This is a genomic window from Paenibacillus sp. FSL P4-0338 (assembly GCF_038002365.1).
In the GTDB taxonomy this organism is placed as follows: domain Bacteria; phylum Bacillota; class Bacilli; order Paenibacillales; family Paenibacillaceae; genus Paenibacillus_AQ.
Map to the genome: position 1 here is coordinate 255,297 of NZ_JBBOCG010000002.1, position 21,763 is coordinate 277,059.

The following is a 21,763-nucleotide window of genomic DNA, read 5'->3' on the forward strand; positions in this document are numbered from 1 at the left end:
TTCTCTACCACTCCATAAAATTCTCTTCAATCAGCGCAGCAAACGATTCTGCGATCACCTCGTAATCCCCGTTATCATGGTCGATGAGCAGCACGCGGCCTTCGGGGTCAAGCAGGATCGGGTTACCTGAGCCGTCCATAGAGAAGACTGCACTTCGTGCAAGCAGCCCGCTCATAGGGGTATCCTTGTAATCCTCGCGGAAGGACAACGTTAACTCGGTCACACTCTCCCGCCCGATGGAGGAGCCGTTGCTGAAAGCGTGTACGGGAAGCCCGGCATAGGCGCCGCCAAAGCTTCGGATGAATTGAACATAATCCTGATCCAGCGACAGACCCAGCTGCTTCTCTGCCCCAGCGATTTGTTCCTCTGTTGCTGGTGTACCGAGCAGACTCTGATTCCCCTCTTTGGTTAAAAAAAGCTGCAAACGTTCCATTAGCGCATTATGCATTGCCATTCCCCCGCTTCTAAGAGTATCTATTAATCATAACAAGAGCGGGGCTTAGGTCAATAGTGCGCTTTGAATGATCTGAGTATTTAGCTGTGAAGGCGTATGAGCCGCATATAAAAAAGCTGTCCCACGCGCAGTATGCCTGCTCGTAGGACAGCTTATTTAAATACGTTCAGCCACATTTAATTGTCGCTGCGCCCATTCACTCACCCAAACGAAGTTTCGACACTCTGCGCGACTATCTCCCTGAGCTCGGCCTTCTGTGCATTGAACTGCTGCAGGGTGATGCTGCCGCTGGCGAGTCTGGCTTCGAGCTGCTGGGTCAGCTGCTTGACCTGCAAGTTGATAACCCGGGTCACGTTGCCGCCATTCTCTTCGGCGATGTTGCGCAGGGATTTTCCGTCATACAAGGCGTCGTATAGCTCTTCGTCAGAGGTAGGGTTCAGGTTCAGGGCATCCAGCAGCTCATCGGTATCGGCCACATCAGAGGTGGACCATTTGGCGACAGGAAGGGTATGTAAAGCCGGCTTGCCCCAGGCCGTTCCTCCGAACGACATGGCTACGATCATTGTTCCTACAATCATTACACGCTTAATATTCATATGTTTTATATTCATGTGTATAATCCTCTTTTCGTGGTTGGTTATATCGGTCAAGGTTCATCATTTACGGCGGCTAGTGAACTTCAGCTAAGTACAGTTTACCCAATAATACTGAAATGAAGCTTAAGTCTTCTTAAAGATAACCTAAACTTTGCTTGTCTCTGCCGGTTCCTTGCTCCGGCTTCTTCATCTGCGTTATTCTTGAAGGACATTACCCGAACTGAACAAGCGAGAGCGGAAGGATGGGCCGTCTATGAAAAAAATACTGGTCGTTGATGACGAACCGGCCATTGTGAGTGCGATTGCCTACGCGCTGCGGCGTGAAGGCTATGAAGTCGATACTGCCGGTGACGGGGAGGAAGCGTTAAGCAAGGCGAATACCTTCCGTCCAAATGTGCTGGTGCTGGATGTAATGATGCCGAAGCTGAGCGGTTATGATGTCTGCCGCAAGCTGGAGGACCGGGATGATATTGGAATTATCCTGCTGACTGTCAAGAATGATATTGTCGATAAAATTGTCGGTCTGGAGCTTGGTGCAGACGATTATATGACCAAGCCCTTTGAGATCCGCGAGCTGCTGGCCCGGGTGAAGGCGCTGCTGCGCCGGCTGGAGAAGAATACGGCTGAGGTCCGAAGTGAGCTGATCGAATACGGTCTCTTGCAGGTTTACCCGGACCGGCGCAGCGCCGAGCTTGGCGGGGAGCTGCTGGAGCTGACCCCGAAGGAATTCGATCTCTTGCATCTGCTGCTCTCGCACCCGCAGCGGGTGTATATGCGCGAGGAGCTGCTGGAGCAGATCTGGGATATGGACTATGCCGGGGGAACGCGCACCGTAGATATTCATATTCAGCGGGTGCGCAAAAAGCTGGGCGAGCCCTACCAGAATATCCTGCAAACCGTCTACGGCGTAGGCTATAAGGCAGTGCCTGCTGGGAGCTACTCATGAGAATCAGCATTAAGCTGAAGTTCAGCCTGTTCCTGGCGGCGCTGCTGATTCTGGCCGTCGGCGTGCTGAGCTACTTCGTCCTGCGCGGCGTGGAGCGCAATGAGCAGGGCCAGACGGAGCGCAGTCTGGCCCAGCATGTCAACACGGTCAATCTGCGCGTGAAGCAGACGTATTATACAGGCGCGCGCCTTACGCCGCAGGTCTTCATGCAGCAGCGCGGCAAGGCGCTGGCTGCCGAGCTGGCCGGATTCACCGGCCTGGAGGTGACCCTGTACGACAGCCAGGGACAGCAGGCGGGCACCTCAGCGCAAGGCGAGCCTGGGACGGGTCCGGGCAAGCCGGATCTCAGCACAGCGCTGGACTACGCGCTGAATAACAAGGTCGCCTACCAGAGTGAAGGCGACAAGCTGTTCTACCTGGCCCCGCTGCAGGGACCGGAGGGGCAGATGGGCGTGGTGCAGCTGCAGTATTCTCTGGAGGGCGCCCGCAGCTTCCAGCAGACACTGCTGAATTTGTTCTTGACAACAGGCGGCGCGGTGCTGGTGTTCAGCTTCATCCTCGGGTATCTGTATTTCAACCGTGCGGCTGCCTCCATCGGGCGGCTGAAGAAGGCGGCGGAGGATATCCGCGGGGCCAACTATATCACGGCTCCGCCGGTAAGGCGCAAGGATGAGCTGGGGGAGCTGGGCGAGGGCATTTATTTCATGAGCCGGGAGATTGAGCGCAGCATTGCCGCCAAGGATGAAGAACGGCACAAGCTGCAGCTGGCTGTGGAGAAGCTTCAGGCGCTGGAGCAGCAGCAGAAGCAGTACATCGGGAACATCAGCCATGAATTCAAGACGCCGCTGACCTCGATTAAGGCGTATGTCGACCTGCTGAATATGTATGACGATGACCCCAAGCTGCTGCATGATGCCAAGCTGAGTATTGCCAAGGAAACAGAGCGGCTGTACGAGATGGTGGAGAAGGTGCTGCAATTGACGGCGCTTGCGAAGTATGATTTTGAATCCCAGGCAGAGCTGCTGGAGGTTGAGAGTACGCTGAGCGATATCTGCGGACGGATGAAAGGCAAGGCGGAGCGCTACGGCCTCACAGTCACGCTTGACGCCCAGCCCGCGCATATCTGGATTGACCGGGAGAGCTTCATGCATATCTTCATCAATCTGCTGGACAATGCAATCAAATATAATGTTCCGCAGGGGAGTATCCATCTGCACAGCGAGGTAAGGGATCAGCGGGTGTGGATTACTGTACGGGATTCCGGCATCGGCATTCCGGAGGCGTCGCGGGAGAAGATCTTCGAAGCGTTCTATACGGTCAATCGTGACCGTTCCAGAGCCTCGGGCGGCACAGGGCTTGGCCTCTCGCTGGTCCGTAATCTGGTGGAGAAGCAGGGCGGAACCATTATCTTGCTGGAAGGCTCAGGCGAAGGGGCGGCGTTTGAGCTGTCTTTTCCGCTGGTGACCTGAAGGGATAATGTTTACAAGTTGGATATAGTTGAGATGCGGTTTGGAAATAAGCGTCCGGTATGCTGAAGAGGCAACATGAGCGATGAGCTGGAGGGAAGCCTGAATGAATCATATGAGCCATAGAGCCTGGGGCAAAATCTGGAGCATTCTGCTCTGCGGAGCTGTTCTGCTGTCGGTTACTGCCTGTAGTACTGAGAACACAGATACACGTGAGGTTGTAGAGAAGGCGGGCCGCAAAATTACAGTCCTCGACAATATCAGCGAACCGGTCTATACGAAGCTGAAGCTTGAGGGCATACAGAAGGTGGAGGGGGTGCGGGGGACGGATTTTGCCGGTGAGGATGTAATGGTAGTGACCAAGGAGAACCGCAGTCTCCCCTCGCAGGTGATTGAAGGACAGGAACGGTATCCGCTGAATCTCTATCTGTATACCCTGTCCACAGGTGAGGAAGCTCCGCTGCAGGTTGGAGAGCTGAATTATGGCGCGCCGCAAATCTCCCCGGACAAGACGCATATCTTCTTCAAGGAGCTGTCCGAGATGACTGGGATCGGATACATTATGGACCTGGCTGGCGGCGCTCCGGTGAAGGTTAGCGAGACGGAGTTTCAGATCGAGGAAGGGAAATGGGCGGATGATACGCATGTGATTTTTCCTGATATGGAAGGCAATATTCGAAGTGCAGATCTAACCGGCAAGCAGGAGACGATCCTGAAGACGGGCATCCCTTATGTGCATGAGGTGGTTCAGACCGGCAGCCGGATTCTCTATGTTACAGGTGAAGATAGCCAGCTAAGCGCCTATGACATAGTGACGAAGCAGACTAAGGTGCTGCTAAAGAATGTGATCTGGGCCGTTCCCTCCCCTGACGGAAGTATGCTGGCGATTGTTGAGCGTACCGGACGCGGAGAGATGACGTTGAAGCTCTGTGACAGCGAGGGCAATGAGCAGTCTAAGCTAGCTTCGGGGCAGCAGATCTTCGGCACCAGCTGGTCGCCGGACGGCAAGCTGCTGGCTTATGCAGTCACGGCGTCTGGTTCAACGGATGACCAGCAGGACCTGTTCATTACCGAGGTGGAGACCGGAGAGCAGACGCCTGTGCTGAATGATTTTCATCTGTCTGATCCTCTCCACTGGAGTCCGTCCGGTAAGAAGCTGCTGGCCACAGCCACAGTGTTGAAGGATAATATCTATCAGTTTCTGACCTATGTGGTCAGCCTGTCGTAACGCTTTTATACGCCAAAAGCAAAAGGCTGCCCGGACAGCCTTGCTTTTTAGATGATGAACAGCATGAAGCGGGAGAACTAATACACTAAGGCTGGAGGGTGATCGTGGTCTCCAGATTCTTCAGATAAGTCCGTTTGCCCAGATTCCCGCGTCCCGGCAGAATGTTACCGTTACTGTCTTTTTTCTGCCCCGCAATGGTGAAGTCATCGCTCTTAACGGTCAGCGTATACGGCTTGATGGTTATGGTCTTAGGTGTGTTAGCAAAAGGAGGATACAGCTCATTCAGATAGTATTCTGTCTCCGGTTTGCTGTCGTAAAATCCGTATCTATTCGGGTCAATAGAATTGCCCTGGTCGTCTACAAGCTCATAGTACATCATGCTGGCATGAAATTCGCCGGACTGCTCTGCGGATTGCGGCACCTCACCCTGACTGTTCAGAACCAGACGGGTGGATACCGGAGTGACCTTTAATTGCTCGACAGTATAGCTGAAGGCACCCTCTGTTTTGGTGATGTTCGGGGTAACCGTGAGGGCGGTATCCATGATTTTTACAGGTGCAGTGAATGTAAAGGTCTCATTCATTTGCTTGACCTTAGCCTCCACCGTCAGGGTGAATTCATTCGGCAGATTCAAATCGCCCGACAGCTCGGCAAGATAAGCATTATCCTGATAAGGAATATCGCCGAAGGCTCCTGAAGTGAACTTAATCTGCTGCCCGTCAGCCAAGACGGCCGGTGGCTCAATCAACTGCCCTATAGATTCGCCCGAGAAATCTAATCCGCCCTCATGCTCAAGCTGGAAGCTGAGCCGTGTGCCGTCATAGAGCAGATCGGTCAGCTTGAGTGTAACTCCGTTATGGGTTACGCTGAGACCCGGCTGTGACAACATCCCCTGACTTTTTGCAAGCTCAAGCGAGTGCGGAGTGGTTCCCTGATAGAGAATGCCGATCCCCGGAATTTTCTTAAGCGTATCTGCCATTGCCGGTGACACGAAGCCTGCGCCCAGAATGCCTGCACCTAGAACCCCGGCGATGGTGGCGGCGATAGCTGTTTTTTTGAAAATCCCCGGTCTGGCCTTCGATCCTCTTGATCTTGTTATGCTGCTCATTTCTTCCTCTCCAATCTTATTCATAATGATCGTGCTTAACTCCGCTCTTGGCTTAACGGATTCCCGAATATGTTGTTCAATAGCATCCATCTCACGATGTCTTGTTCGCTCCCGATATTGATCCATGCTTCCTCGCTCCTTTTTGGGCGGCACGCTCCAGCAGTTTTTTGCGCAGCCGTTCGTATTTTTTGCGGATGGTTGTCGCCTTGATTCCCATAATTTCGCTGATCTCCTCGAAGGTGTACTGCTCTACGGCCTTCAGCAGCAGGATGTGGCGCTCCTCTGTGGTCAGACAGGCTATTAGCTCGGAGGTTACCGATTCACTTGGCGGGACCTGCTCCTGCCGCTGCTGCTCCTTGTAATGCTCTACTAATCTAAGCCAGCGGCTTTGTTTTTTCTTCAAATTGATTAAATGGTGGTAAGCCATTTTGTACAGCCAGGCTGAGAAGGAAGTGCTGCTGCCATAGCGGTGGAGGTTCGCATAGGCGCGGATGAAGATTTCCTGAACGGCATCTTCTGTTTCGGTATGGTCTTTGAGAATATAGAAGCAATAGGTATAAATCTGGCGTTGAAACCGCTTAATAATGATTTCGTACGACTGCTTGTCTCCAGCCTTGACAGCCTCTACAGCCCGCTCGATCATTAAGCTTCGTTCGTCCGCTTCCCCGGGGACGGTTAATTGCACTTACCTCACCTCCTTTGGTTGGATACCTATATAACAATCGGAATGCCGCGGATTGTGACACAATTTTATACATAAGGCAATTGCGGTTATTAGCCGGTTAGCCGGTCCACACTTGTTTTTATAATTCATACTTGACAGGTGAGTTTAAGGGGGTATATGATAACAGCAATCATTCACCGCTAATTAAATGAACAGTGAAAGAATCGTTGTCAACATCATACCTGAGATTTGAGCTGATTGGACCACCAAAGGCTCCCGCTACAGTTCCCGAACAGGGAATGGACCGGGGGCCTATTTGCGTCCCGTGGATGAATAGCAGAGGAGAGAGGGCATGGAGGATAGACAGTGGGAGCAGCTGGAGCAGGCGGATCATCTGTTCCGTAAGCTGGTACGCAGGTTCGTTAAGGAGCGTGACCGCGTATACGTGGAGGGAGTAGCCTTGCCGGGAATGCTGATTCTGCACAAAATCATCCGTGACGGGGAGCAGCGTCTGGGCGATCTGGCGGAGCAGCTTGATTTCACCTCAGGCGCCATAACGGCGCTGAGTGACAAGCTGGAGGCGGGCGGATATACGGTACGCAGGCGTAAGGAGGATGACCGCCGGACTGTGCTGCTGGATATTACCGCCCGCGGCCGGGAGATGGCGGAGCGGAACGGAAACATCGGTGCCAGGTGTATTATGCTTCTGTTCGAGGGCTTTACGGAGGAAGAGCTGGAGCAGCAGAGCCGGTTCTATCAGCGGATGATCGGGAATCTGGAAGGGTTCTCGGAGACGCTGCTGGAGCTGGCCCGGCAGAATGCAGCCATACCCGTTCCCGCAGAGCCTGAACAGAAGCGGCGCGGAGGCACGAAGAGTAATTATCTCAGCTATTGAGAAATGAAGAGCATACCAACCCAGTGATGAGGAGAGATGAGCATGGGACATTCCACAGTATATCCAACAGGGACAACTGTATATAACCCGGCCAAGGCATGGAGCGGCTACACGGTATTTCAGGCAGGCGATGAGGGCGTAGTGCTAATCGACATGAGCGGCAAGGAGGTACATCTATGGCAAGGACTGATCGGTTTCCCGGCCAAAATCCTTCCTGGCGGCTATGTCCTGGGCAGCACCGGCAGAAGAGATCCCAAATTCGGCATTCAGGATAATGTCGATCTGGTGCAGGTGGACTGGGACGGCAATGTGGTCTGGAGATACAACAGCTATGAGCAGATCGCGGACCCGGGGGCTGAGCCGCTGTGGTATGCCCGCCAGCACCATGATTACCAGCGGGAAGGCAATCCTGCGGGATACTATGCTCCCGGGCTTGAACCTTCGGTTAACAGCGGGACAACGCTAATCCTGGCGCATAAAAATCTGCATAACCCTGAGATTTCCGACAAAGAGCTGCTGGATGACACGATTATTGAAGTGGACTGGGAAGGCAATATCCTCTGGGAGTGGGCAGCCAGCGATCATTTCGCGGAGCTGGGCTTCGACCAGGCGGCGCGCAATGTCCTGTTCCGCGACCCCAATACCCGCTCCTTCGGGGATCTGGGCGGCGGCGTAGGCGACTGGCTGCATATTAATTCTGCGTCTTATGTGGGGCCGAACCGGTTCTATGATCAAGGAGACGAGCGCTTCCACCCGGATAACATTATCTGGGATGCCCGCGAGGCGAATATTATCGCCATCACCGACAAGCGCAGCGGGGCTATCGTCTGGCGTCTGGGCCCGGACTATTCCCTGCCCGAAGTGAAGCATATCGGCTGGATTATCGGCCAGCATCACGCCCACATCATTCCGAAGGGACTGCCGGGGGAAGGCAATCTGCTTGTATTCGATAACGGCGGCTGGGGCGGCTACGGCCTGCCGAATCCGGCATCGCCGTTCGGGCAGAAGAACGCGCTGCGTGATCACTCACGCGTACTGGAGATTAACCCGGTGACGCTGGAGATTGAGTGGCAGTATACTTCGGCGGAGGCCGGATTCTCCATTCCGACGGATTCCTATAAGTTCTACAGCCCGTATATCAGCTCGGCGCAGCGGCTTGCGAACGGCAACACGCTGATTACCGAAGGCTCCAATGGACGGCTGTTCGAGGTCACGGCAGCGCATGAGCTGGTCTGGGAGTATATCTCCCCGTACACAGACCGCCGCAATACGAATATGGTCTACCGTTCTTACCGGGTACCCTATGCCTGGGTGCCGCAGCTTACGAAGCCGCAGGAGAATGCGATTGAGCCGCTCGATGTGTCCAGCTTCAGGGTACCGGGGGCCGCTCCGAAGGGATCGGATTCGGTCGTGCAGGTAGCGACGACGATGCCTTTTACAGAGGGGGCAGCCTGTGTAGCCACTACGGATGAAGGCAGCGTCCGGCGGGCCAGGTAGAGACTCAGGCAGGCTTTAGAAATTCATAGACGAAGAGGTGCGTTCTTGTGACAAAATCATGGTACAGCTCAAGCCTTCTGCTCTTATCCTTATCTCTGGTACTGGTGCTCTCCGGCTGCAGCTCCAAGGGAGATGCGGCAGCCTCTGCGGGAGAGGGCGGCGGTACACCGAAGACCCTGAAGATCAGGATTGCCGATATCAACACGAATCCGACCTTCCGGGTAGCCCTTAAGCAAGGCATCTTCGCAAGCCACGGCATCGATGCGGAGATGATCAACTTCGGGACACCGGCCGAGGGAGTGAATGCGCTGTTCATCAAGCAGGTGGATGTGGCCTTCGGTGCGGACTTCCCGGTGCTGAATGCCGTTGCCAAGGGCGACTATTCAATCATTGCTTCCGCTGGTCAGGCCACGGATCAGGCAGCGGCAGTATGGAAGCTGTACGTCAGAGACGATATTCAGTCTGCCGCGGACTTGAAGGGTAAGAATCTGAGCTTCCTGCGCGGGACGTTCCTGCCGTATCTGTGGGACGAATATCTGAAGGAGCAGGGCATCGCACTCAGCGGTGTGAAGCTTACAGGACAGGGTGCTTTCGACGAAGCCTTCATCGCCCTGAAGCAGGGGGATGTCGATGCCGCCTGGTTCAGCGGTTCAGCGCTGACCGATAAGCTGGCTGCACTTAAGGGCGTGCATGAGCTGACCGATATGTCGAAGACTCCGGTGCGGCTGGGGATGGGAATCGTAGCTGCGGATGCTTTTGCAGAGGAGCATGGTGAAGGCATTGGAGCCTTCCTGGCAGCGGTGGATGAAGCCTCGGCGTACGTACAGGAGCATCCCGAGGAAGTAGCGGAGCTGATGTACAAGGAAGTGAAGCAGCCGAAGGAAGCAACGCTGAAGGATCTGCCGGCGAATCCGTGGAAGGTGGGCTTCACCCAGGCTGCATACGACAGCCTCGCCGGACAGAAGAAGTATATGGTGGATACAGGGATTATCACGCAGGATTTTGACCTTGGCAGCAAGCTTAAGCTGGAGCCGCTGAAGCAGGCGTTGCCGGATAAAGTGACCTACCCGGAATAAATGAAACTACAGGAGGTGCCCCATGTCTTTATCTGCTAAACCAGCGGCAAGGCAGCATGCTATTCATATCGAGCAGCTGCGTAAGAGCTACAGTGAACCGGCAGCCGGAGATGTTCACTACATTATTAAGGATGTAGATCTGGTGATCAAGGGCGGAGAATTCTTCGTACTGCTCGGCCCAAGCGGCTGCGGCAAATCCACGCTGCTGAATATGATTGCCGGGTTCGTCTCCAAGTCTGGCGGACATTTGCGGGTAGACAACATCGAGGTGGATAAGCCGGGCCGGGACCGGGCGGTGGTGTTCCAGCAGGCCGATTCGTCCCTGTTCCCCTGGCTGACGGTGCGGGAGAATGTAGAGTTCGGACTGCGGATGAAGAAGACGGCGAAGGCCGAACGCAGGCGTCTGTCTGACCGCTACATCGGGCTTGTCGGGCTGAACGGCCATGAGGACAAATTCCCGAAGGCGCTGTCGGGAGGAATGAAGCAGCGGGTACAGCTGGCCCGGGTGCTGGCGAATGATCCGGCGATCCTGCTGATGGATGAGCCGTTCGGCGCGCTGGATGCCATGACCCGGCGGACGATGCAGAAGGAGCTGGTGCAGATCTGGCGGGAGACGCATAAGACGGCGATCTTCGTGACCCATGATATTCAGGAAGCACTGCTGCTGGGGGAGCGCATCGGCATTATGTCGGTAGGGCCCTCCTCCAATATCACAGACATCTACGACAATACGCTGCCCTTCCCCCGGGATGTGGCTTCACCTGAATTCTATTCGCTGTATAGCCGGATTCAGAGCCATTTTGAAGAATAGGACGGGAGGTGATACCTGATGAGATGGTTGGAAAAGAAATGGGTATCCGTATCCCTGCTGTGGCTTGCCGTACTGCTCCTCTGGCAGCTTGGCGCCTGGGTGTATGGTCCGGATATCATTCCCGGGCCGTGGGCAACGGTCCGGGGCGGGCGTGAGCTGGTGGAGGACGGGACGCTGGTGCAATATATCGGGGTCAGCTTGTACCGCGTGCTGATCGGCTGGGTGCTAGGCAGTCTGCTGGCTATTCCGGCAGGACTGATCACCGGCAAGGTGAATGTAGTCCGCCTGTTCGCTGAGCCGTTCCTGAACTTCATCCGCTTCATTCCGCCGATTGCCTTCATTACACTCTTCCTGGTCTGGTTCGGCATCGGGGAGCAGTCGAAGATCGCGCTGATTATGTACGCCACCTTCTTCATTGTGGTGTTGAATACCCTGACCGGGGTCATGTCGGTAGAGGAGGACAAGATCCGTTCCGCACGCAGCATGGGGGCCAGTGAGTGGCAGATTCTGCTGCATGTCATTGTGCCTTCGACGATTCCGTATATTTTCACCGGTGTGCGGCTGGCGATGGGCACCTCCTATATGGCGATTATCGGCGCGGAGATGATTGCCTCGAACGAAGGGGTGGGGTACCTAATCTGGAATTCGCGGCTGTTCTTCCGTACCGACTGGATCTTCGTAGGGCTGATTAGCCTCGGCTTCATGGGCTTCTTCACAGACCGGGCCTTCGGCTGGTTCGGCCGGAAGGTGCTCTACCGCTACGGTGTGGTCAGCGTGGGTGCGCACAGAAGATAAAATGAGAGAGTAGCGCATGGCCTCCGGTTATTCCGGGGGCTCTTTGTGTTACCTGGAAGGCAGCGTGGTTAAGGCTCTCCGGTCTGCCACAAATGCTGCGGGTTTACAAAGGTTACTACTGAGCTTAATGCCGGGCAAATAATGGACCTCTATACTTCAGGTGGGCACCGAACAAGCTTCCATTCAGAGATTAGCCCGCAAATCAGAAATAGGAGTGATAGGGAAATCATGAAAAAGAGATTTGCACGGTTAGGGTCTATGAGTCTGCTGTTGTGCTTGCTCGTCCTGCTGCTGGCTGCTTGTGCCAACTCGGAGGCGAAAGCTGATGACAGCACCGCAAGCACCGCAGAGCTGAGTCTGAGCGACATTGAGGCCGAAGCAGCCAAGGAAGGCGCGGTGGTCAGCGTGGGGATGCCGGATACCTGGGCGAACTGGAAGGATACCTGGACGGACATTACGGGAACATACAAACTTACACATACCGATACAGATATGTCGAGCGCGGAGGAAATTGCCAAGTTCGATGCCGAGAAAGACAAGCCGACCGCCGACATTGGCGATGTGGGTATCGCCTTCGGTCCGGTTGCAGCAGATGCAGGCGTAACCCAGCCTTACAAAACTTCTTACTGGGATGAGATTCCCGCCTGGGCCAAGGATAAGGACGGCCACTGGGTGGTCGGTTATCAAGGCAGCATCGCCTTCCTGACCAATACCAAGCTGGTGGCTAGTCCGCCTAAGAGCTGGGAAGACCTGAAGAACGGCAGCTACAAAATCATTGTAGGCGATGTAACGAAGGCTGCACAGGCGCAGATGGCCGTGCTGGCGGCTGCGATTGCTTTTGGCGGGGATGAATCCAATATTGAGCCGGGACTCGCCTTCTTCGAGGAATTGGCCAAGAAGGGCCGTCTCTCGAATGCCGAAGCATCGCTTGCGAACATTGAGAAGGGCGAGGTGGAGGTAACCCTGCTCTGGGACTTCAATGCGCTGAACTATAAGGATCAGATTGATAAGAGCAGCTTCGATGTGGCGATTCCGAAGGAAGGCAGCGTAGTGAGCGGTTATGCGACCATTATCAATAAGTGGGCTCCGCATCCAAATGCCGCCAAGCTGACGCGTGAGTATATTCTCAGCGATGCAGGCCAGATCAACCTGGCCAAAGGTTACGCCCGTCCGATCCGCGAGAGTGTGAAGCTGCCGGAGGAGGTGTCTGCGAAGCTGCTTCCCCAGGAGCAATACGCGAACGTGAAGCCGGTAGGCGATTACAAGGTGTGGGAGGCAACCGCCAAGACGATTCCGCAGCTCTGGCAGGAACGCGTATTGGTCCACCTGAACTAACCTCAGACTGAACTGTATGCAACAGATGAAGGGCGCCTTGCAGTATCCGGGGCGCCCGCTTGCTACTTCCGTATCTTAAGAAGAGAGGAGTGTACGGAATGAAACAACGACAATGGAGTAGTCTGCTGGCTCTGGCTCCGTTTGTGCTGCTGGTGCTGGCCTTCCAGGCCGTGCCGGTCCTGTCGATGCTCTTGGGCAGTCTTCGCAGCTCTGGCGGCGAAGGCTTCACGCTGGGCAACTATATCCATGCGCTCAGCAGTGCTTATTACATGCAGGCAATCAAGAACAGCCTGCTGATCGCTGTCTTCTCCAGCCTGATCGGGCTGGGGGTGGGCCTGGCCTGCGCGTATTGCGTCACGCGCTTTGCCCCGGCTGCGCGCGACCGGCTGCTGCTGCTCTCGAATATGACCTCGAACTTTGCCGGAGTTCCGCTAGCTTTTGCCTATATTATTCTGCTCGGCAATAACGGCGTGTTCACGCTGCTGTTCAAGCAATGGGGCTGGAATGTATTCGGCGACTTCAACCTGTACAGCTGGTCCGGTCTGATTCTGGTCTATGTCTATTTCCAAATTCCGCTGGCATTACTGCTGTTGTATCCGGCTTTCTATGGCATCCGGGAGCAGTGGAGGGAAGCGGCGGACCTGCTGGGGGCAAGACCTTGGCAGTTCTGGACGACGGTTGGGCTGCCCGTGCTCTCCCCGGCGATCTTCGGGACGCTCGGCATTCTCTTCGCCAATGCGATGGGTGCCTACGCAACAGCCTATGCGCTGGTCGGGGGCAACTATAATCTGTTGTCTGTGCGCATTGGCTCCCTGGTAGCGGGCAATGTGGTCACCCAGCCGGAGATGGGCAGCACCCTTGCTGTCCTGCTGGCGTTAAGCACTTTGCTGGCGGTGTTCCTGAATCAGCGGATGGTGCGCCGGATGGACGTCTATAGCGGTGCGTTGCAGTCCAGACGGGAACATAGCAGCAGCGGCCAGGCATGGAAGCGCCGTTGGCGGATCGCCCGGGAGGAGGCAGGACAATGAATACACGCAGAGCGGGGATCGGCCCGCGCGTTTTCATGCTGCTGCTGATGGTCTACCTGCTGCTGCCGCTGGCGGCTACAGGGCTGTATGCTTTTGCCCGGGACTGGCAGAATACGCTGCTTCCTAAAGGCTGGACGCTGGAATGGTTCAGCGGTATGTTCCGGGACAGCCGCTTCCTGGAAGCGCTCTGGACCTCCCTGTATTTGTGCGGCATCAGTGTGGCGCTGAGTCTCGCTGTGATGCTGCCGGCTGTTTTTGTCATTACGGTCTATTATCCGCGCTGGGAGAGCTTCATGAAGGGAATCGTCGTTCTGCCCTATGCCGTGCCTGGGGTGGTAGCTGCCGTAGGGCTGATCCGCGCATATTCCTCGGGACCTTTTAACCTTTCGGGGACGGCTTATTTATTGATTGGGGCGTACTTTGTAGTCGTGCTGCCTTATATGTATCAGGGCATCCGTAACAGTCTGCTTAGTGTATCGGCGGTGGAGCTGCTGAATGCCGCTGAACTGCTGGGAGCCAGAAGGCGTACGGCCTTCCTCACGGTCATTCTGCCGAATATATGGCCTGGGATTATCGTCTCGGCGCTGCTGTCGTTCTCGGTGCTGTTCGGGGAGTTTGTGCTGACGAATATGCTGGTCGGGGGCCATATCCAGACGATTCAGGTCTATTTGTATAAAAGAGTCGGAGAAAGCGGGCATTTGGCCAGCGCCATTGCCATCTCATATTTCTTCTTCATTCTGCTGCTGTCGGCCGTGCTGATGAAGCTGGGGCAGCGGATGGGCCGGTTATCGAAGTAAGGAAGCCGGGGCAGACCCGGCATTAATAGGGAGGGACAGGAATGAATGATTATCTGAAGCTGCTGGGTATCCATAAAAGGTTCGGCGATGCCAGGGTACTGGATGGGGTGGATCTGAGTATCGCCGAAGGGGAGCTGGTTACGCTGCTGGGACCGTCGGGCTGCGGCAAAAGCACACTCCTGCGCTGCATCGCTGGGCTTACAGAACCGGATAGCGGCAGTATGCTGCTGGAGTCCCGGGAGCTGACGAAGCTGCCGCCGCGCAGCCGGGACATCGGCATGGTGTTCCAGTCGTATGCGCTGTTCCCCAATTTGACGGTCCGTCAAAATGTGGAATACGGCATGCGCATGCGCGGCATCGCTCCTGCAGCAAGGCGGACGCGCAGCGCAGAGCTGCTGGCGATGGTGGATCTGGAGGACAAGCGGGATGTCTACCCGCAGTCCTTGTCCGGCGGGCAGCAGCAGCGCGTGGCGCTGGCCCGCTCGCTGGCCGTCCAGCCGAAGCTGCTGCTGCTGGATGAGCCGCTCAGCGCACTGGACGCACGAATCCGCAAGAATCTGCGCGCGGAGATCCGCGACATCCAGCGGCGGCTTGGCATGACGACGCTGTTCGTCACCCATGATCAGGAGGAAGCACTGATCCTCTCGGACCGGATCTGCATCATGAATAAGGGGCAGATCGTTCAGCAAGGCTCGCCGGAGCAGCTCTACACAGCGCCGCGTACTGAATTTGCCGCCCGGTTCATGGGCAGCTACAATGTGCTGAGCCGGGCCGAGGCGCTATCGCTCTTCCGCAGCATCGAGAGCCGGGCCGACCGGTTTGCCATCCGGCCGGAGACCGTAACCCTGCTGGCGGCAGGGGAGCCGATCCAGGATGACGCCGATGGTATGGTGGATGTGCACGGTCAGGTCCAGGCGGTATCCATTCTGGGCAGCATTATCCGGGTCAGCGTGACGGCGGAAGGTATCCCCTTAACAGTAGACCTGCTGAATGACGGGCGCTGGCTGCAGGTCCGGGAAGGGGATCGCGTGACCCTTCTCATGGACGCTGCTAAGCTGCTGCATCTGGAGCAGGAAGGGGCGTAGTTGTCTGTTCAAGCAGGTTCCGCCGTTAGTCCGGAATGGATCGGATAGAAGCAGCGGGATTCGTGGTATAATGGGGAAATCTGCAAGCAAGCAAGAAGAACAGGAAGGAGCAGTACCCCCAATGGAAGTAACCGCACAGGAAGTGGCGGAGTGGATGGTGAAGGAAATCAAGTTCACAGGGACGTTATACCAGACCGCTGCGACCCAATATGTGAAGGCAAATTTCGGTGAACAGTTTGTATTCGTGAATGAGAACGGCAATGCTTCGTTATCCAAGGAAGTGAAGAAGGCCTTCCGCAAGCTGCATGGCGGCCGGATTGCCTGGGACCGCGACGGATTCCTGTGGGCCTGGACCTGAGGCTGAACGGTCACAAGACCACCTTAATAACATGAGCAAAAACGGCTACGCCATCCTTGACAAGGACGGCGTAGCCGTTTCTGCTAGAACAAGGGGAGCAATACTGTACTAGCCCCATTGGCCCAAATTATTCTTCGAGTGACATCTCCTATACATATTCCAGCATGCCTTTGTCCTTGAGCAGATCCACAATGTCCTTGACGGACTGTGCCTTGTCCTTAGGGCAGATCATGAGGGCATCCCCCGTGTCGGCGATAATAAAACCTTCAACGCCTATAGTGGTGATCAGCCGCCCGTTGCCATAGATGATGGAGTTGTGGGTATCGATGCCCAAATGATTGGCTTTGATAATATTGCCTTCACCATCAGGCGGGAAGATGGCACCGAGTGCATCCCAGCTGCCGATGTCATTCCAGCCGAACTGTCCGGAGAGGACCACAACTTCGTCGGAACGCTCAAGGATGCCATAGTCGATCGATATATTTTGGAGCAGCGGGTAGATCCGGTTAATCGTCTCTTGCTCTTGATCCGTACCCCATGCCTCTCTGATCGGCAGCATCGTGTTATACAACCGCGGCAAATAACGCTTGAAGTTATCGATAATGACCGAGGTCTTCCAGATGAAGATCCCGCTGTTCCAGAGATAATTGCCTGAGGCCAGATACCCCTGTGCCTTCTTGAAATCCGGCTTCTCCACGAATTCAGCTACATCGTATACGGCAACCGGCTTGACTGCGATCGGCTCTTTGTCATAAGCGATGTAGCCGTAACCGGTGGACGGGAAGGTCGGCTTGATCCCGATCGTGACAATGGTATTGCTCTCCATGGCTACGGTGCAAGCTTCGTCCAGCGTAAGCCGGAACTGCGGCTCATCGGTAATATAGTGATCGGAAGGCAGGACGACCATTAAGGAGTCCCCTTCGCTCATCTGCTGGATGGCGAAAGCGGCGAATAGAATACTCGCCGAAGTATTTCGGGCCACCGGCTCAATCAGGATATTGCTCTTCTGCACACTGCTGTGCATAATGCTCTCCAGCAGTACCGCCTGGGTTCGGTTCGTTACAATAACGGTATTTTCCTGCGGAATAATGCCCTTGAAGCGTTCGATCGTATCGTTCAGCATAATATCGTTGCCGCTGATGTTCAGCAGCTGCTTGGGGATTTCCTGTCTCGACAGCGGCCAGAAGCGGGTGCCGCCCCCGCCTGCGAGAATGGTTGCGAATTTATCCATGATGGGTCACCAGATGGGCAATCAAGAAGGAGATAATGCTCTCCGAGCCTTGATTGAGATTCAGTCCCGAACTGTGAATCCCGTCGTAGCAAGCCCCGGTCTGGGGATCTATCAGGCTGAGCTGCAAGGAGTTATTCCCTGTATACCAGGCATAGCATAAGTCAGCCTTCCGCAGATAAGCAGGGTCCTTCAGCACCGAGGCGGCTTCCCGGCAGGCGAGCAGCATCTCGCAGGCTTCGATCGGCTGTTCGTCATAGAGCGCAGGCGTGCCGCCGCGCAGCAGCCAGCCATGGCTGCCAATGGGCTTGTAATAGCCTTCCGGCGCGAAGGTCCGGGAGATTAGGAAATCCAGACTTTCTTGGGCCGTAGCTCGGAGCACCGGATTGCCGGAGATCTTGTAGGCCTTCAATAGTGCCCAAGGCAGCATCGAGTTCCCGTAAGTCAGGCTGTCTTCGTACCAGTTCCAGCCCTCGCCCTTGGTATGGTTGTACTGGTCATTTAGCCGGACCGCGATGGATTCGATCAGCTCACTAATGAAGGCTTCGGGCAGGAAGGCCTGTTCTTCCTCTGTGCCTGGTGTATGCGGATACGGAAAGGAGTAGGTGAGTGCTCCGGGAGTTTTGAGCAGATAGCTTAGCCCGACAAGTGCATAGGAAAGTGCCCGGGGAGACCGAATGCCGCCGATATGAGGCAGCGCCTGGTTGATTAGATAGCGGCAGGTATTCAGCAGATTATCCGGCAGGATGGAAGAATAGGAGAGGGCGAAGCCCAGCGCCCAGAGGGTGCGTCCCTGACAATCCTCGGAGCCGTGCTCCTCCAGGAAGGAGCGGCTGTAGTCCATGAAATTCCGGAAGTTGCCTTCCTCCGTCTGTGCATGATGGACGAAAGAGAGGTACGTATGGATCAGGTCGAGGGCAGCGGCCTCGGGATTTTTTTTGTACATCAGTACGGCTGCAATTAGAGCCCGCGCATTGTCATCGGTGGTGTAGCCTTTGGCACGGTCGGGAACACCGAACTTCGTATGCTGAAAAATCCCCGTGTCATCGGTAATCCGGCGCATATAGTCCGGTTTGAGCTGCAACACTGCTGGTGGATGCATCAAATCACACTCCGGTCAGCCGGGGTGGAGAGGGCTATTTTATCGTGAAAGATGGCTGCATAGCTCTTTGCAACCTCACTCCACATCATCTTACTGCCAAGCGCCTGTGTACGCTGCTCCATATCCTCGACTTTGGCCGGATCATCCAGCAGCTCCAGAATACAGGCTTCCAGAGAAGCTGAATTGCGGAATTCCGCGAGCAACCCCCGGCCTTCAGCTAGCATCTCTTCGGCATAGCGGTAAGGGGTGGAGATAATGACTCTGCCATAGCCAATGCCGTAAGCGAGGGTGCCGCTGACAGCCTGATCCTTGCCCAGATATGGAGTCATATAAATATCCGACATCACCAGTGACTCGATGACTTCTTCCTGGGTCAGCAGCTTGTCGACGAACAGCACATTATTGACCAGTCCTAGCTCATACACCTGATCGGTCAGCTTTTGCCGGTAGACTTCGCCTGCCTCTTGTTTAACGACCGGATGGGTCTTGCCCCAGATGATATAGAGCGCGTCCGGGTGCTGCTTCACCACTCCGCTCATCGCTTCAATTGCATATTCAATGCCCTTGCCGGGACTCAGGAAGCCGAAGGTGGAGAGAATTTTGCGGTCTCCGAACTTATACTGGGTCTTTAGCTCCGCGCGGGTAGCTGTCTGCACAAAGGGCACACCGTGATGAATGAAGGCGATTTTGGCGGCTTCTATATGATAGACAGAGATCAGATCCTGTGCTGTGGACTGGGCCATCGTGACCACTTGGACGCTTCCTTCAGCGAGCCGGGTAATGATCTCATGCTGCTTCGGTGTAGGCTTGGTTAAGACAGTATGGAAGATAACCACATAAGGGACCTGAAGCTCTTCCGTGAACTGCAGGAGATATTCACCGCTCTCTCCGCCGTAGATGCCGAATTCATGCTGAATGACGAGCAGATTGGTATCCGACTGATTAATTTCCCGGGCTGAATCTATATAATCGGATAGCTGCTGCTGGTTGATTTCCCTCATGACCTGATCCGTGTAACGGTAATCTCTGTTGTTGTTCATGGCGATGATCCGCGGTTTGTTGAAGCCTTGAAGCTTCGTGAACTCATCCAGCAGATCCTGGGTGAAGGTAGCAATTCCGCATTCTCTAGGCAGGCTGGTGGACAGGAAAACTATGTTTTTATTGCGGTTGCTGCGGTTCATGATAGAGCCTCCCTATGGATTATCGTAATTTGGGGATAAAAAAAGAAAATAAAGAGAGCTTTATTTTCCAGGGGTGAGTGGTATGAATTTTCGTTTCTGCAATTTATTTCCTAAATCGACTATAACATGACCATTTTATCTTGTCAATTTATTGACTCTCCTAAAATCTCCAGATATAGTATTGTAGGAGGTGTATGGATGCCAGTCATTCGCAGTAAACTAAGTGAGGTTATGGAAGAACATGACCCCAAATTATCGATCCGCAAGCTTGCCAAAGACATTAACTACCATTTTGATTCCGTCCGGCGGATGTACAAGGATGAGATGGTGCAGTATCCCCGGGATCTGCTGTTAAAGCTCTGTACCTACTTCAATATTCAGCCTGGGGAATTGATCCGGATGGAATCAGATGAGAACGATTGGGCAATAGATAAGGCAAATGAATATGAGGAGGAAGGCAATGACAAGGAGCCCGGCAATGGCAGCAGCCTGTAGCGAACTGCTGGATACCTTTTACGCCAATCTCCGTACCGTACACGTGGAGAAGCTGGTCTTCTCCGGTGTAGGCGGGCGTGATGTATACAATATAACGGCCCCTTTCCCGCATGACGGGGAGGAGGTCATACTGGGAAGAGTTGAGGAGCGCGACAGTGAGTTCTCTCAAGTCTTCTTTTTTACATCCCGAGGGGACGGGGTATGGGTTCCCAGGGCACATACGCATACCTATAACCTGCAGGACCCCTGTGTCACCCGGATTAAGGGCGAACTGATTGTCGGCGGAGTTGAAGTCATTACGGCCGGGGATCATCCGCCGCAAATCGTCTCCTGGGTCACGCAGTTCTACCGGGGGTACCGGATCGATTCGATGAACCATTTCGCCTCCGGTCCGCAGCAGATGAAGGACATCCGGCTGATAGAGCTGCAGGACGGGAGAATCGGTGTGCTTACGAGACCGCAGGGGGAGCGTGGCGGCAGAGGGCAGATCGGCTTCACGGTTATCGATTCTCTGGAAGAGCTGAATGAACAGACGCTCGTGGAAGCAGAAATTCTACAGCATCAGTTCGTGCAGGAAGAGTGGGGCGGCGCCAATGAAGCCCATCTGCTAAGCAACGGCCATGTCGGTGTGCTTGGGCATATCGCTTGCTTCGATCCTCTGGGGAAGAAGCATTATTACGCTATGGTCTTCTCGCTCAACCCGGACACCTTCGAGACGACTCCGCTCAAAATCATTGCCGCCCGAAGCGATTTCCCGGTCGGTCCGGGGAAACGGCCTGATCTGCAGGATGTGATCTTCAGCGGCGGACTGGTACGGGGGGAGGACGGCCGGTCGGTGTTGTCGGTAGGCGTCAGCGATGCGGAAGCCTATCGTATTGAGATTCCTGATCCTTTTGCTGAGTATGAGGTCTGATGGAGGTCTGATGGTAGTAAGTTTGACTAGATTATATGGTCATGGTACACTATGTTTGACAAGAATTTATGGTCAAAGAGAGCGGGAACCAAGCAATGAGTACATTTATTCAATTAAGCAATCGTACATCGGAAACAAAGTCCAACCTGAATGCAGCAAGAAAGCAGGGCCGCATACCGGCTGTACTGTACGGCATTGGTAAAGATACTCTCAGTCTTGAAGTGAACGAGAAGGAACTGCTGGAGATGCTGAGAACGAATCCGCGGGCGATTCTGCAGGCGAAGCTGCCGGATGGAACGACCCTTCCGGTAGTGGTTCAGAACATTCAGAAGCAGTCGATGTCCGGTAAAGTGCTACATGTCGATTTCCAGCATGTGAATATGAGCATCAGTATGGACAGCAAGGTTACGATTCATTTTGCAGGCGAAGCTGCGGGTGTCAAAGAAGGCGGCGTACTGCAGGTGGAAATATATGAAGTAGAAGTCCGCTGCATGCCGGGAGCTCTGCCGAAATCGATGGAAGTGGATATCAGCGGCCTGGCCATCGGCGACCAATTGCTGGTGTCTGATCTGATCTTCAAGGATGGAATTGAAGTGTTGACTGCTCCGGGCACAGTCATGATTCAGATCAAGACGGTCCATGAAGAAGCAGCAGAACCGGAAGTCACTCCGGCTTAAATATAGATTAATGAATAATAGCCCCTTT

23 protein-coding genes are annotated in these 21,763 nt (G+C 54.7%); 16 read left to right on the forward strand and 7 right to left on the reverse strand.

Annotated elements, in window-relative coordinates:
- Window positions 1–4: 4 nt before the first annotated feature.
- Both MKZ07_RS25195 and MKZ07_RS25200 read right to left on the reverse strand, forming a co-directional pair.
- Window positions 5–454, reverse strand: a complete 450-nt coding sequence (locus tag MKZ07_RS25195; protein ID WP_235218450.1) for an SMI1/KNR4 family protein — start codon at window positions 452–454, stop codon at window positions 5–7.
- Window positions 455–654: 200 nt separating this feature from the next.
- Entirely contained in the window at window positions 655–1,065 is a 411-nt protein-coding gene (locus MKZ07_RS25200; protein WP_235218451.1) for a hypothetical protein, read from the reverse strand.
- Window positions 1,066–1,303: 238 nt separating this feature from the next.
- Between MKZ07_RS25200 and MKZ07_RS25205 the strand changes: the two genes are divergently transcribed.
- The 3 genes from MKZ07_RS25205 (at window position 1,304) to MKZ07_RS25215 (ending at window position 4,690) form a co-directional block, all read left to right on the forward strand.
- On the forward strand, window positions 1,304–1,996 hold the full coding sequence (locus MKZ07_RS25205) for a response regulator transcription factor (RefSeq protein ID WP_036695561.1): 693 nt from the start codon (window positions 1,304–1,306) through the stop codon (window positions 1,994–1,996).
- Window positions 1,993–3,465: a sensor histidine kinase gene (locus MKZ07_RS25210; RefSeq protein ID WP_341028375.1), complete on the forward strand. Its 1,473-nt coding sequence runs from the start codon at window positions 1,993–1,995 to the stop codon at window positions 3,463–3,465. The genes MKZ07_RS25205 and MKZ07_RS25210 overlap by 4 nt, the downstream gene beginning before the upstream one ends.
- 103 nt (window positions 3,466–3,568) lie before the next feature.
- Window positions 3,569–4,690 (forward strand): TolB family protein, encoded by a 1,122-nt coding sequence (locus tag MKZ07_RS25215; protein WP_341028377.1) that lies wholly within the window; start codon window positions 3,569–3,571, stop codon window positions 4,688–4,690.
- Window positions 4,691–4,775: 85 nt separating this feature from the next.
- Here MKZ07_RS25215 and MKZ07_RS25220 read toward each other — a convergent pair whose 3' ends face one another.
- Both MKZ07_RS25220 and MKZ07_RS25225 read right to left on the reverse strand, forming a co-directional pair.
- Entirely contained in the window at window positions 4,776–5,924 is a 1,149-nt protein-coding gene (locus MKZ07_RS25220; protein ID WP_076155577.1) for a DUF4179 domain-containing protein, read from the reverse strand.
- On the reverse strand, window positions 5,890–6,483 hold the full coding sequence (locus MKZ07_RS25225) for an RNA polymerase sigma factor (protein ID WP_076155575.1): 594 nt from the start codon (window positions 6,481–6,483) through the stop codon (window positions 5,890–5,892). Before MKZ07_RS25225 ends, MKZ07_RS25220 begins: the two co-directional genes overlap by 35 nt.
- Before the next feature lie 331 nt (window positions 6,484–6,814).
- On the opposite strand from MKZ07_RS25225, the gene MKZ07_RS25230 reads away from it, so the two are divergent.
- The 10 genes from MKZ07_RS25230 (at window position 6,815) to MKZ07_RS25275 (ending at window position 16,139) form a co-directional block, all read left to right on the forward strand.
- Window positions 6,815–7,357 carry a MarR family winged helix-turn-helix transcriptional regulator gene (locus MKZ07_RS25230; RefSeq protein WP_341028381.1) on the forward strand — a complete coding sequence of 181 codons (543 nt, stop codon included), beginning with the start codon at window positions 6,815–6,817 and terminating at the stop codon, window positions 7,355–7,357.
- A gap of 42 nt (window positions 7,358–7,399) precedes the next feature.
- On the forward strand, window positions 7,400–8,854 hold the full coding sequence (locus tag MKZ07_RS25235; RefSeq protein ID WP_341028384.1) for an aryl-sulfate sulfotransferase: 1,455 nt from the start codon (window positions 7,400–7,402) through the stop codon (window positions 8,852–8,854).
- Window positions 8,855–8,901: 47 nt separating this feature from the next.
- Window positions 8,902–9,930 (forward strand): ABC transporter substrate-binding protein, encoded by a 1,029-nt coding sequence (locus MKZ07_RS25240; protein WP_036695567.1) that lies wholly within the window; start codon window positions 8,902–8,904, stop codon window positions 9,928–9,930.
- A 22-nt stretch (window positions 9,931–9,952) separates the two neighbouring features.
- A complete protein-coding gene (locus MKZ07_RS25245) occupies window positions 9,953–10,741 on the forward strand; it encodes an ABC transporter ATP-binding protein (RefSeq protein ID WP_341028388.1) in 789 nt (262 codons plus the stop codon).
- A gap of 18 nt (window positions 10,742–10,759) precedes the next feature.
- Window positions 10,760–11,536 carry an ABC transporter permease gene (locus tag MKZ07_RS25250; protein ID WP_036695569.1) on the forward strand — a complete coding sequence of 259 codons (777 nt, stop codon included), beginning with the start codon at window positions 10,760–10,762 and terminating at the stop codon, window positions 11,534–11,536.
- A 228-nt stretch (window positions 11,537–11,764) separates the two neighbouring features.
- Window positions 11,765–12,871, forward strand: a complete 1,107-nt coding sequence (locus MKZ07_RS25255; RefSeq protein WP_036695570.1) for an ABC transporter substrate-binding protein — start codon at window positions 11,765–11,767, stop codon at window positions 12,869–12,871.
- Window positions 12,872–12,969: 98 nt separating this feature from the next.
- Complete coding sequence (locus MKZ07_RS25260) at window positions 12,970–13,899, forward strand: ABC transporter permease (RefSeq protein WP_036695571.1); 930 nt, start codon at window positions 12,970–12,972, stop codon at window positions 13,897–13,899.
- On the forward strand, window positions 13,896–14,696 hold the full coding sequence (locus MKZ07_RS25265; protein ID WP_036695572.1) for an ABC transporter permease: 801 nt from the start codon (window positions 13,896–13,898) through the stop codon (window positions 14,694–14,696). The genes MKZ07_RS25260 and MKZ07_RS25265 overlap by 4 nt, the downstream gene beginning before the upstream one ends.
- Before the next feature lie 41 nt (window positions 14,697–14,737).
- A complete protein-coding gene (locus MKZ07_RS25270) occupies window positions 14,738–15,781 on the forward strand; it encodes an ABC transporter ATP-binding protein (RefSeq protein ID WP_036695573.1) in 1,044 nt (347 codons plus the stop codon).
- 121 nt (window positions 15,782–15,902) lie between these two features.
- Complete coding sequence (locus MKZ07_RS25275) at window positions 15,903–16,139, forward strand: DUF6953 family protein (protein WP_036695574.1); 237 nt, start codon at window positions 15,903–15,905, stop codon at window positions 16,137–16,139.
- A 148-nt stretch (window positions 16,140–16,287) separates the two neighbouring features.
- On the opposite strand, the gene MKZ07_RS25280 is transcribed toward MKZ07_RS25275, so the two are convergent.
- The 3 genes from MKZ07_RS25280 to MKZ07_RS25290 are packed head-to-tail and all read right to left on the reverse strand — an operon-like array spanning window position 16,288 to window position 19,650.
- Window positions 16,288–17,370 carry a mannose-1-phosphate guanylyltransferase gene (locus MKZ07_RS25280; protein ID WP_036695575.1) on the reverse strand — a complete coding sequence of 361 codons (1,083 nt, stop codon included), beginning with the start codon at window positions 17,368–17,370 and terminating at the stop codon, window positions 16,288–16,290.
- The gene (locus MKZ07_RS25285) at window positions 17,363–18,469 is read right to left on the reverse strand and encodes a glycosyltransferase (protein WP_341028397.1); all 1,107 of its coding nucleotides are present in this window, start codon (window positions 18,467–18,469) and stop codon (window positions 17,363–17,365) included. The genes MKZ07_RS25280 and MKZ07_RS25285 overlap by 8 nt, the downstream gene beginning before the upstream one ends.
- On the reverse strand, window positions 18,469–19,650 hold the full coding sequence (locus MKZ07_RS25290; protein WP_036695577.1) for a glycosyltransferase family 4 protein: 1,182 nt from the start codon (window positions 19,648–19,650) through the stop codon (window positions 18,469–18,471). Before MKZ07_RS25290 ends, MKZ07_RS25285 begins: the two co-directional genes overlap by 1 nt.
- Before the next feature lie 198 nt (window positions 19,651–19,848).
- On the opposite strand from MKZ07_RS25290, the gene MKZ07_RS25295 reads away from it, so the two are divergent.
- The 3 genes from MKZ07_RS25295 to MKZ07_RS25305 all read left to right on the forward strand — a co-directional run bounded on the left by MKZ07_RS25295 (window position 19,849) and on the right by MKZ07_RS25305 (window position 21,735).
- Window positions 19,849–20,145 (forward strand): helix-turn-helix domain-containing protein, encoded by a 297-nt coding sequence (locus MKZ07_RS25295; protein ID WP_063829030.1) that lies wholly within the window; start codon window positions 19,849–19,851, stop codon window positions 20,143–20,145.
- Complete coding sequence (locus tag MKZ07_RS25300; protein ID WP_036695578.1) at window positions 20,111–21,058, forward strand: DUF1861 family protein; 948 nt, start codon at window positions 20,111–20,113, stop codon at window positions 21,056–21,058. The genes MKZ07_RS25295 and MKZ07_RS25300 overlap by 35 nt, the downstream gene beginning before the upstream one ends.
- A 95-nt stretch (window positions 21,059–21,153) precedes the next feature.
- Entirely contained in the window at window positions 21,154–21,735 is a 582-nt protein-coding gene (locus MKZ07_RS25305; RefSeq protein ID WP_036695579.1) for a 50S ribosomal protein L25, read from the forward strand.
- The last annotated feature ends 28 nt before the right edge of the window (window positions 21,736–21,763 follow it).

Bases quoted from the DNA above. Each gene is read 5' to 3' on its own strand.
- MKZ07_RS25290 (WP_036695577.1), bottom strand. From the start codon at position 19,650: ATGAACCGCAGCAACCGCAATAAAAACATAGTTTTCCTGTCCACCAGC.
- MKZ07_RS25220 (WP_076155577.1), bottom strand. From the start codon at position 5,924: ATGGATCAATATCGGGAGCGAACAAGACATCGTGAGATGGATGCTATT.
- MKZ07_RS25265 (WP_036695572.1), top strand. From the start codon at position 13,896: ATGAATACACGCAGAGCGGGGATCGGCCCGCGCGTTTTCATGCTGCTG.
- MKZ07_RS25230 (WP_341028381.1), top strand. From the start codon at position 6,815: ATGGAGGATAGACAGTGGGAGCAGCTGGAGCAGGCGGATCATCTGTTC.
- MKZ07_RS25235 (WP_341028384.1), top strand. From the start codon at position 7,400: ATGGGACATTCCACAGTATATCCAACAGGGACAACTGTATATAACCCG.
- MKZ07_RS25245 (WP_341028388.1), top strand. From the start codon at position 9,953: ATGTCTTTATCTGCTAAACCAGCGGCAAGGCAGCATGCTATTCATATC.
- MKZ07_RS25275 (WP_036695574.1), top strand. From the start codon at position 15,903: ATGGAAGTAACCGCACAGGAAGTGGCGGAGTGGATGGTGAAGGAAATC.
- MKZ07_RS25250 (WP_036695569.1), top strand. From the start codon at position 10,760: ATGAGATGGTTGGAAAAGAAATGGGTATCCGTATCCCTGCTGTGGCTT.
- MKZ07_RS25285 (WP_341028397.1), bottom strand. From the start codon at position 18,469: ATGCATCCACCAGCAGTGTTGCAGCTCAAACCGGACTATATGCGCCGG.
- MKZ07_RS25295 (WP_063829030.1), top strand. From the start codon at position 19,849: ATGCCAGTCATTCGCAGTAAACTAAGTGAGGTTATGGAAGAACATGAC.
- MKZ07_RS25305 (WP_036695579.1), top strand. From the start codon at position 21,154: ATGAGTACATTTATTCAATTAAGCAATCGTACATCGGAAACAAAGTCC.
- MKZ07_RS25300 (WP_036695578.1), top strand. From the start codon at position 20,111: ATGACAAGGAGCCCGGCAATGGCAGCAGCCTGTAGCGAACTGCTGGAT.
- MKZ07_RS25260 (WP_036695571.1), top strand. From the start codon at position 12,970: ATGAAACAACGACAATGGAGTAGTCTGCTGGCTCTGGCTCCGTTTGTG.
- MKZ07_RS25280 (WP_036695575.1), bottom strand. From the start codon at position 17,370: ATGGATAAATTCGCAACCATTCTCGCAGGCGGGGGCGGCACCCGCTTC.
- MKZ07_RS25195 (WP_235218450.1), bottom strand. From the start codon at position 454: ATGGCAATGCATAATGCGCTAATGGAACGTTTGCAGCTTTTTTTAACC.
- MKZ07_RS25210 (WP_341028375.1), top strand. From the start codon at position 1,993: ATGAGAATCAGCATTAAGCTGAAGTTCAGCCTGTTCCTGGCGGCGCTG.
- MKZ07_RS25270 (WP_036695573.1), top strand. From the start codon at position 14,738: ATGAATGATTATCTGAAGCTGCTGGGTATCCATAAAAGGTTCGGCGAT.
- MKZ07_RS25255 (WP_036695570.1), top strand. From the start codon at position 11,765: ATGAAAAAGAGATTTGCACGGTTAGGGTCTATGAGTCTGCTGTTGTGC.
- MKZ07_RS25215 (WP_341028377.1), top strand. From the start codon at position 3,569: ATGAATCATATGAGCCATAGAGCCTGGGGCAAAATCTGGAGCATTCTG.
- MKZ07_RS25205 (WP_036695561.1), top strand. From the start codon at position 1,304: ATGAAAAAAATACTGGTCGTTGATGACGAACCGGCCATTGTGAGTGCG.
- MKZ07_RS25200 (WP_235218451.1), bottom strand. From the start codon at position 1,065: ATGAATATAAAACATATGAATATTAAGCGTGTAATGATTGTAGGAACA.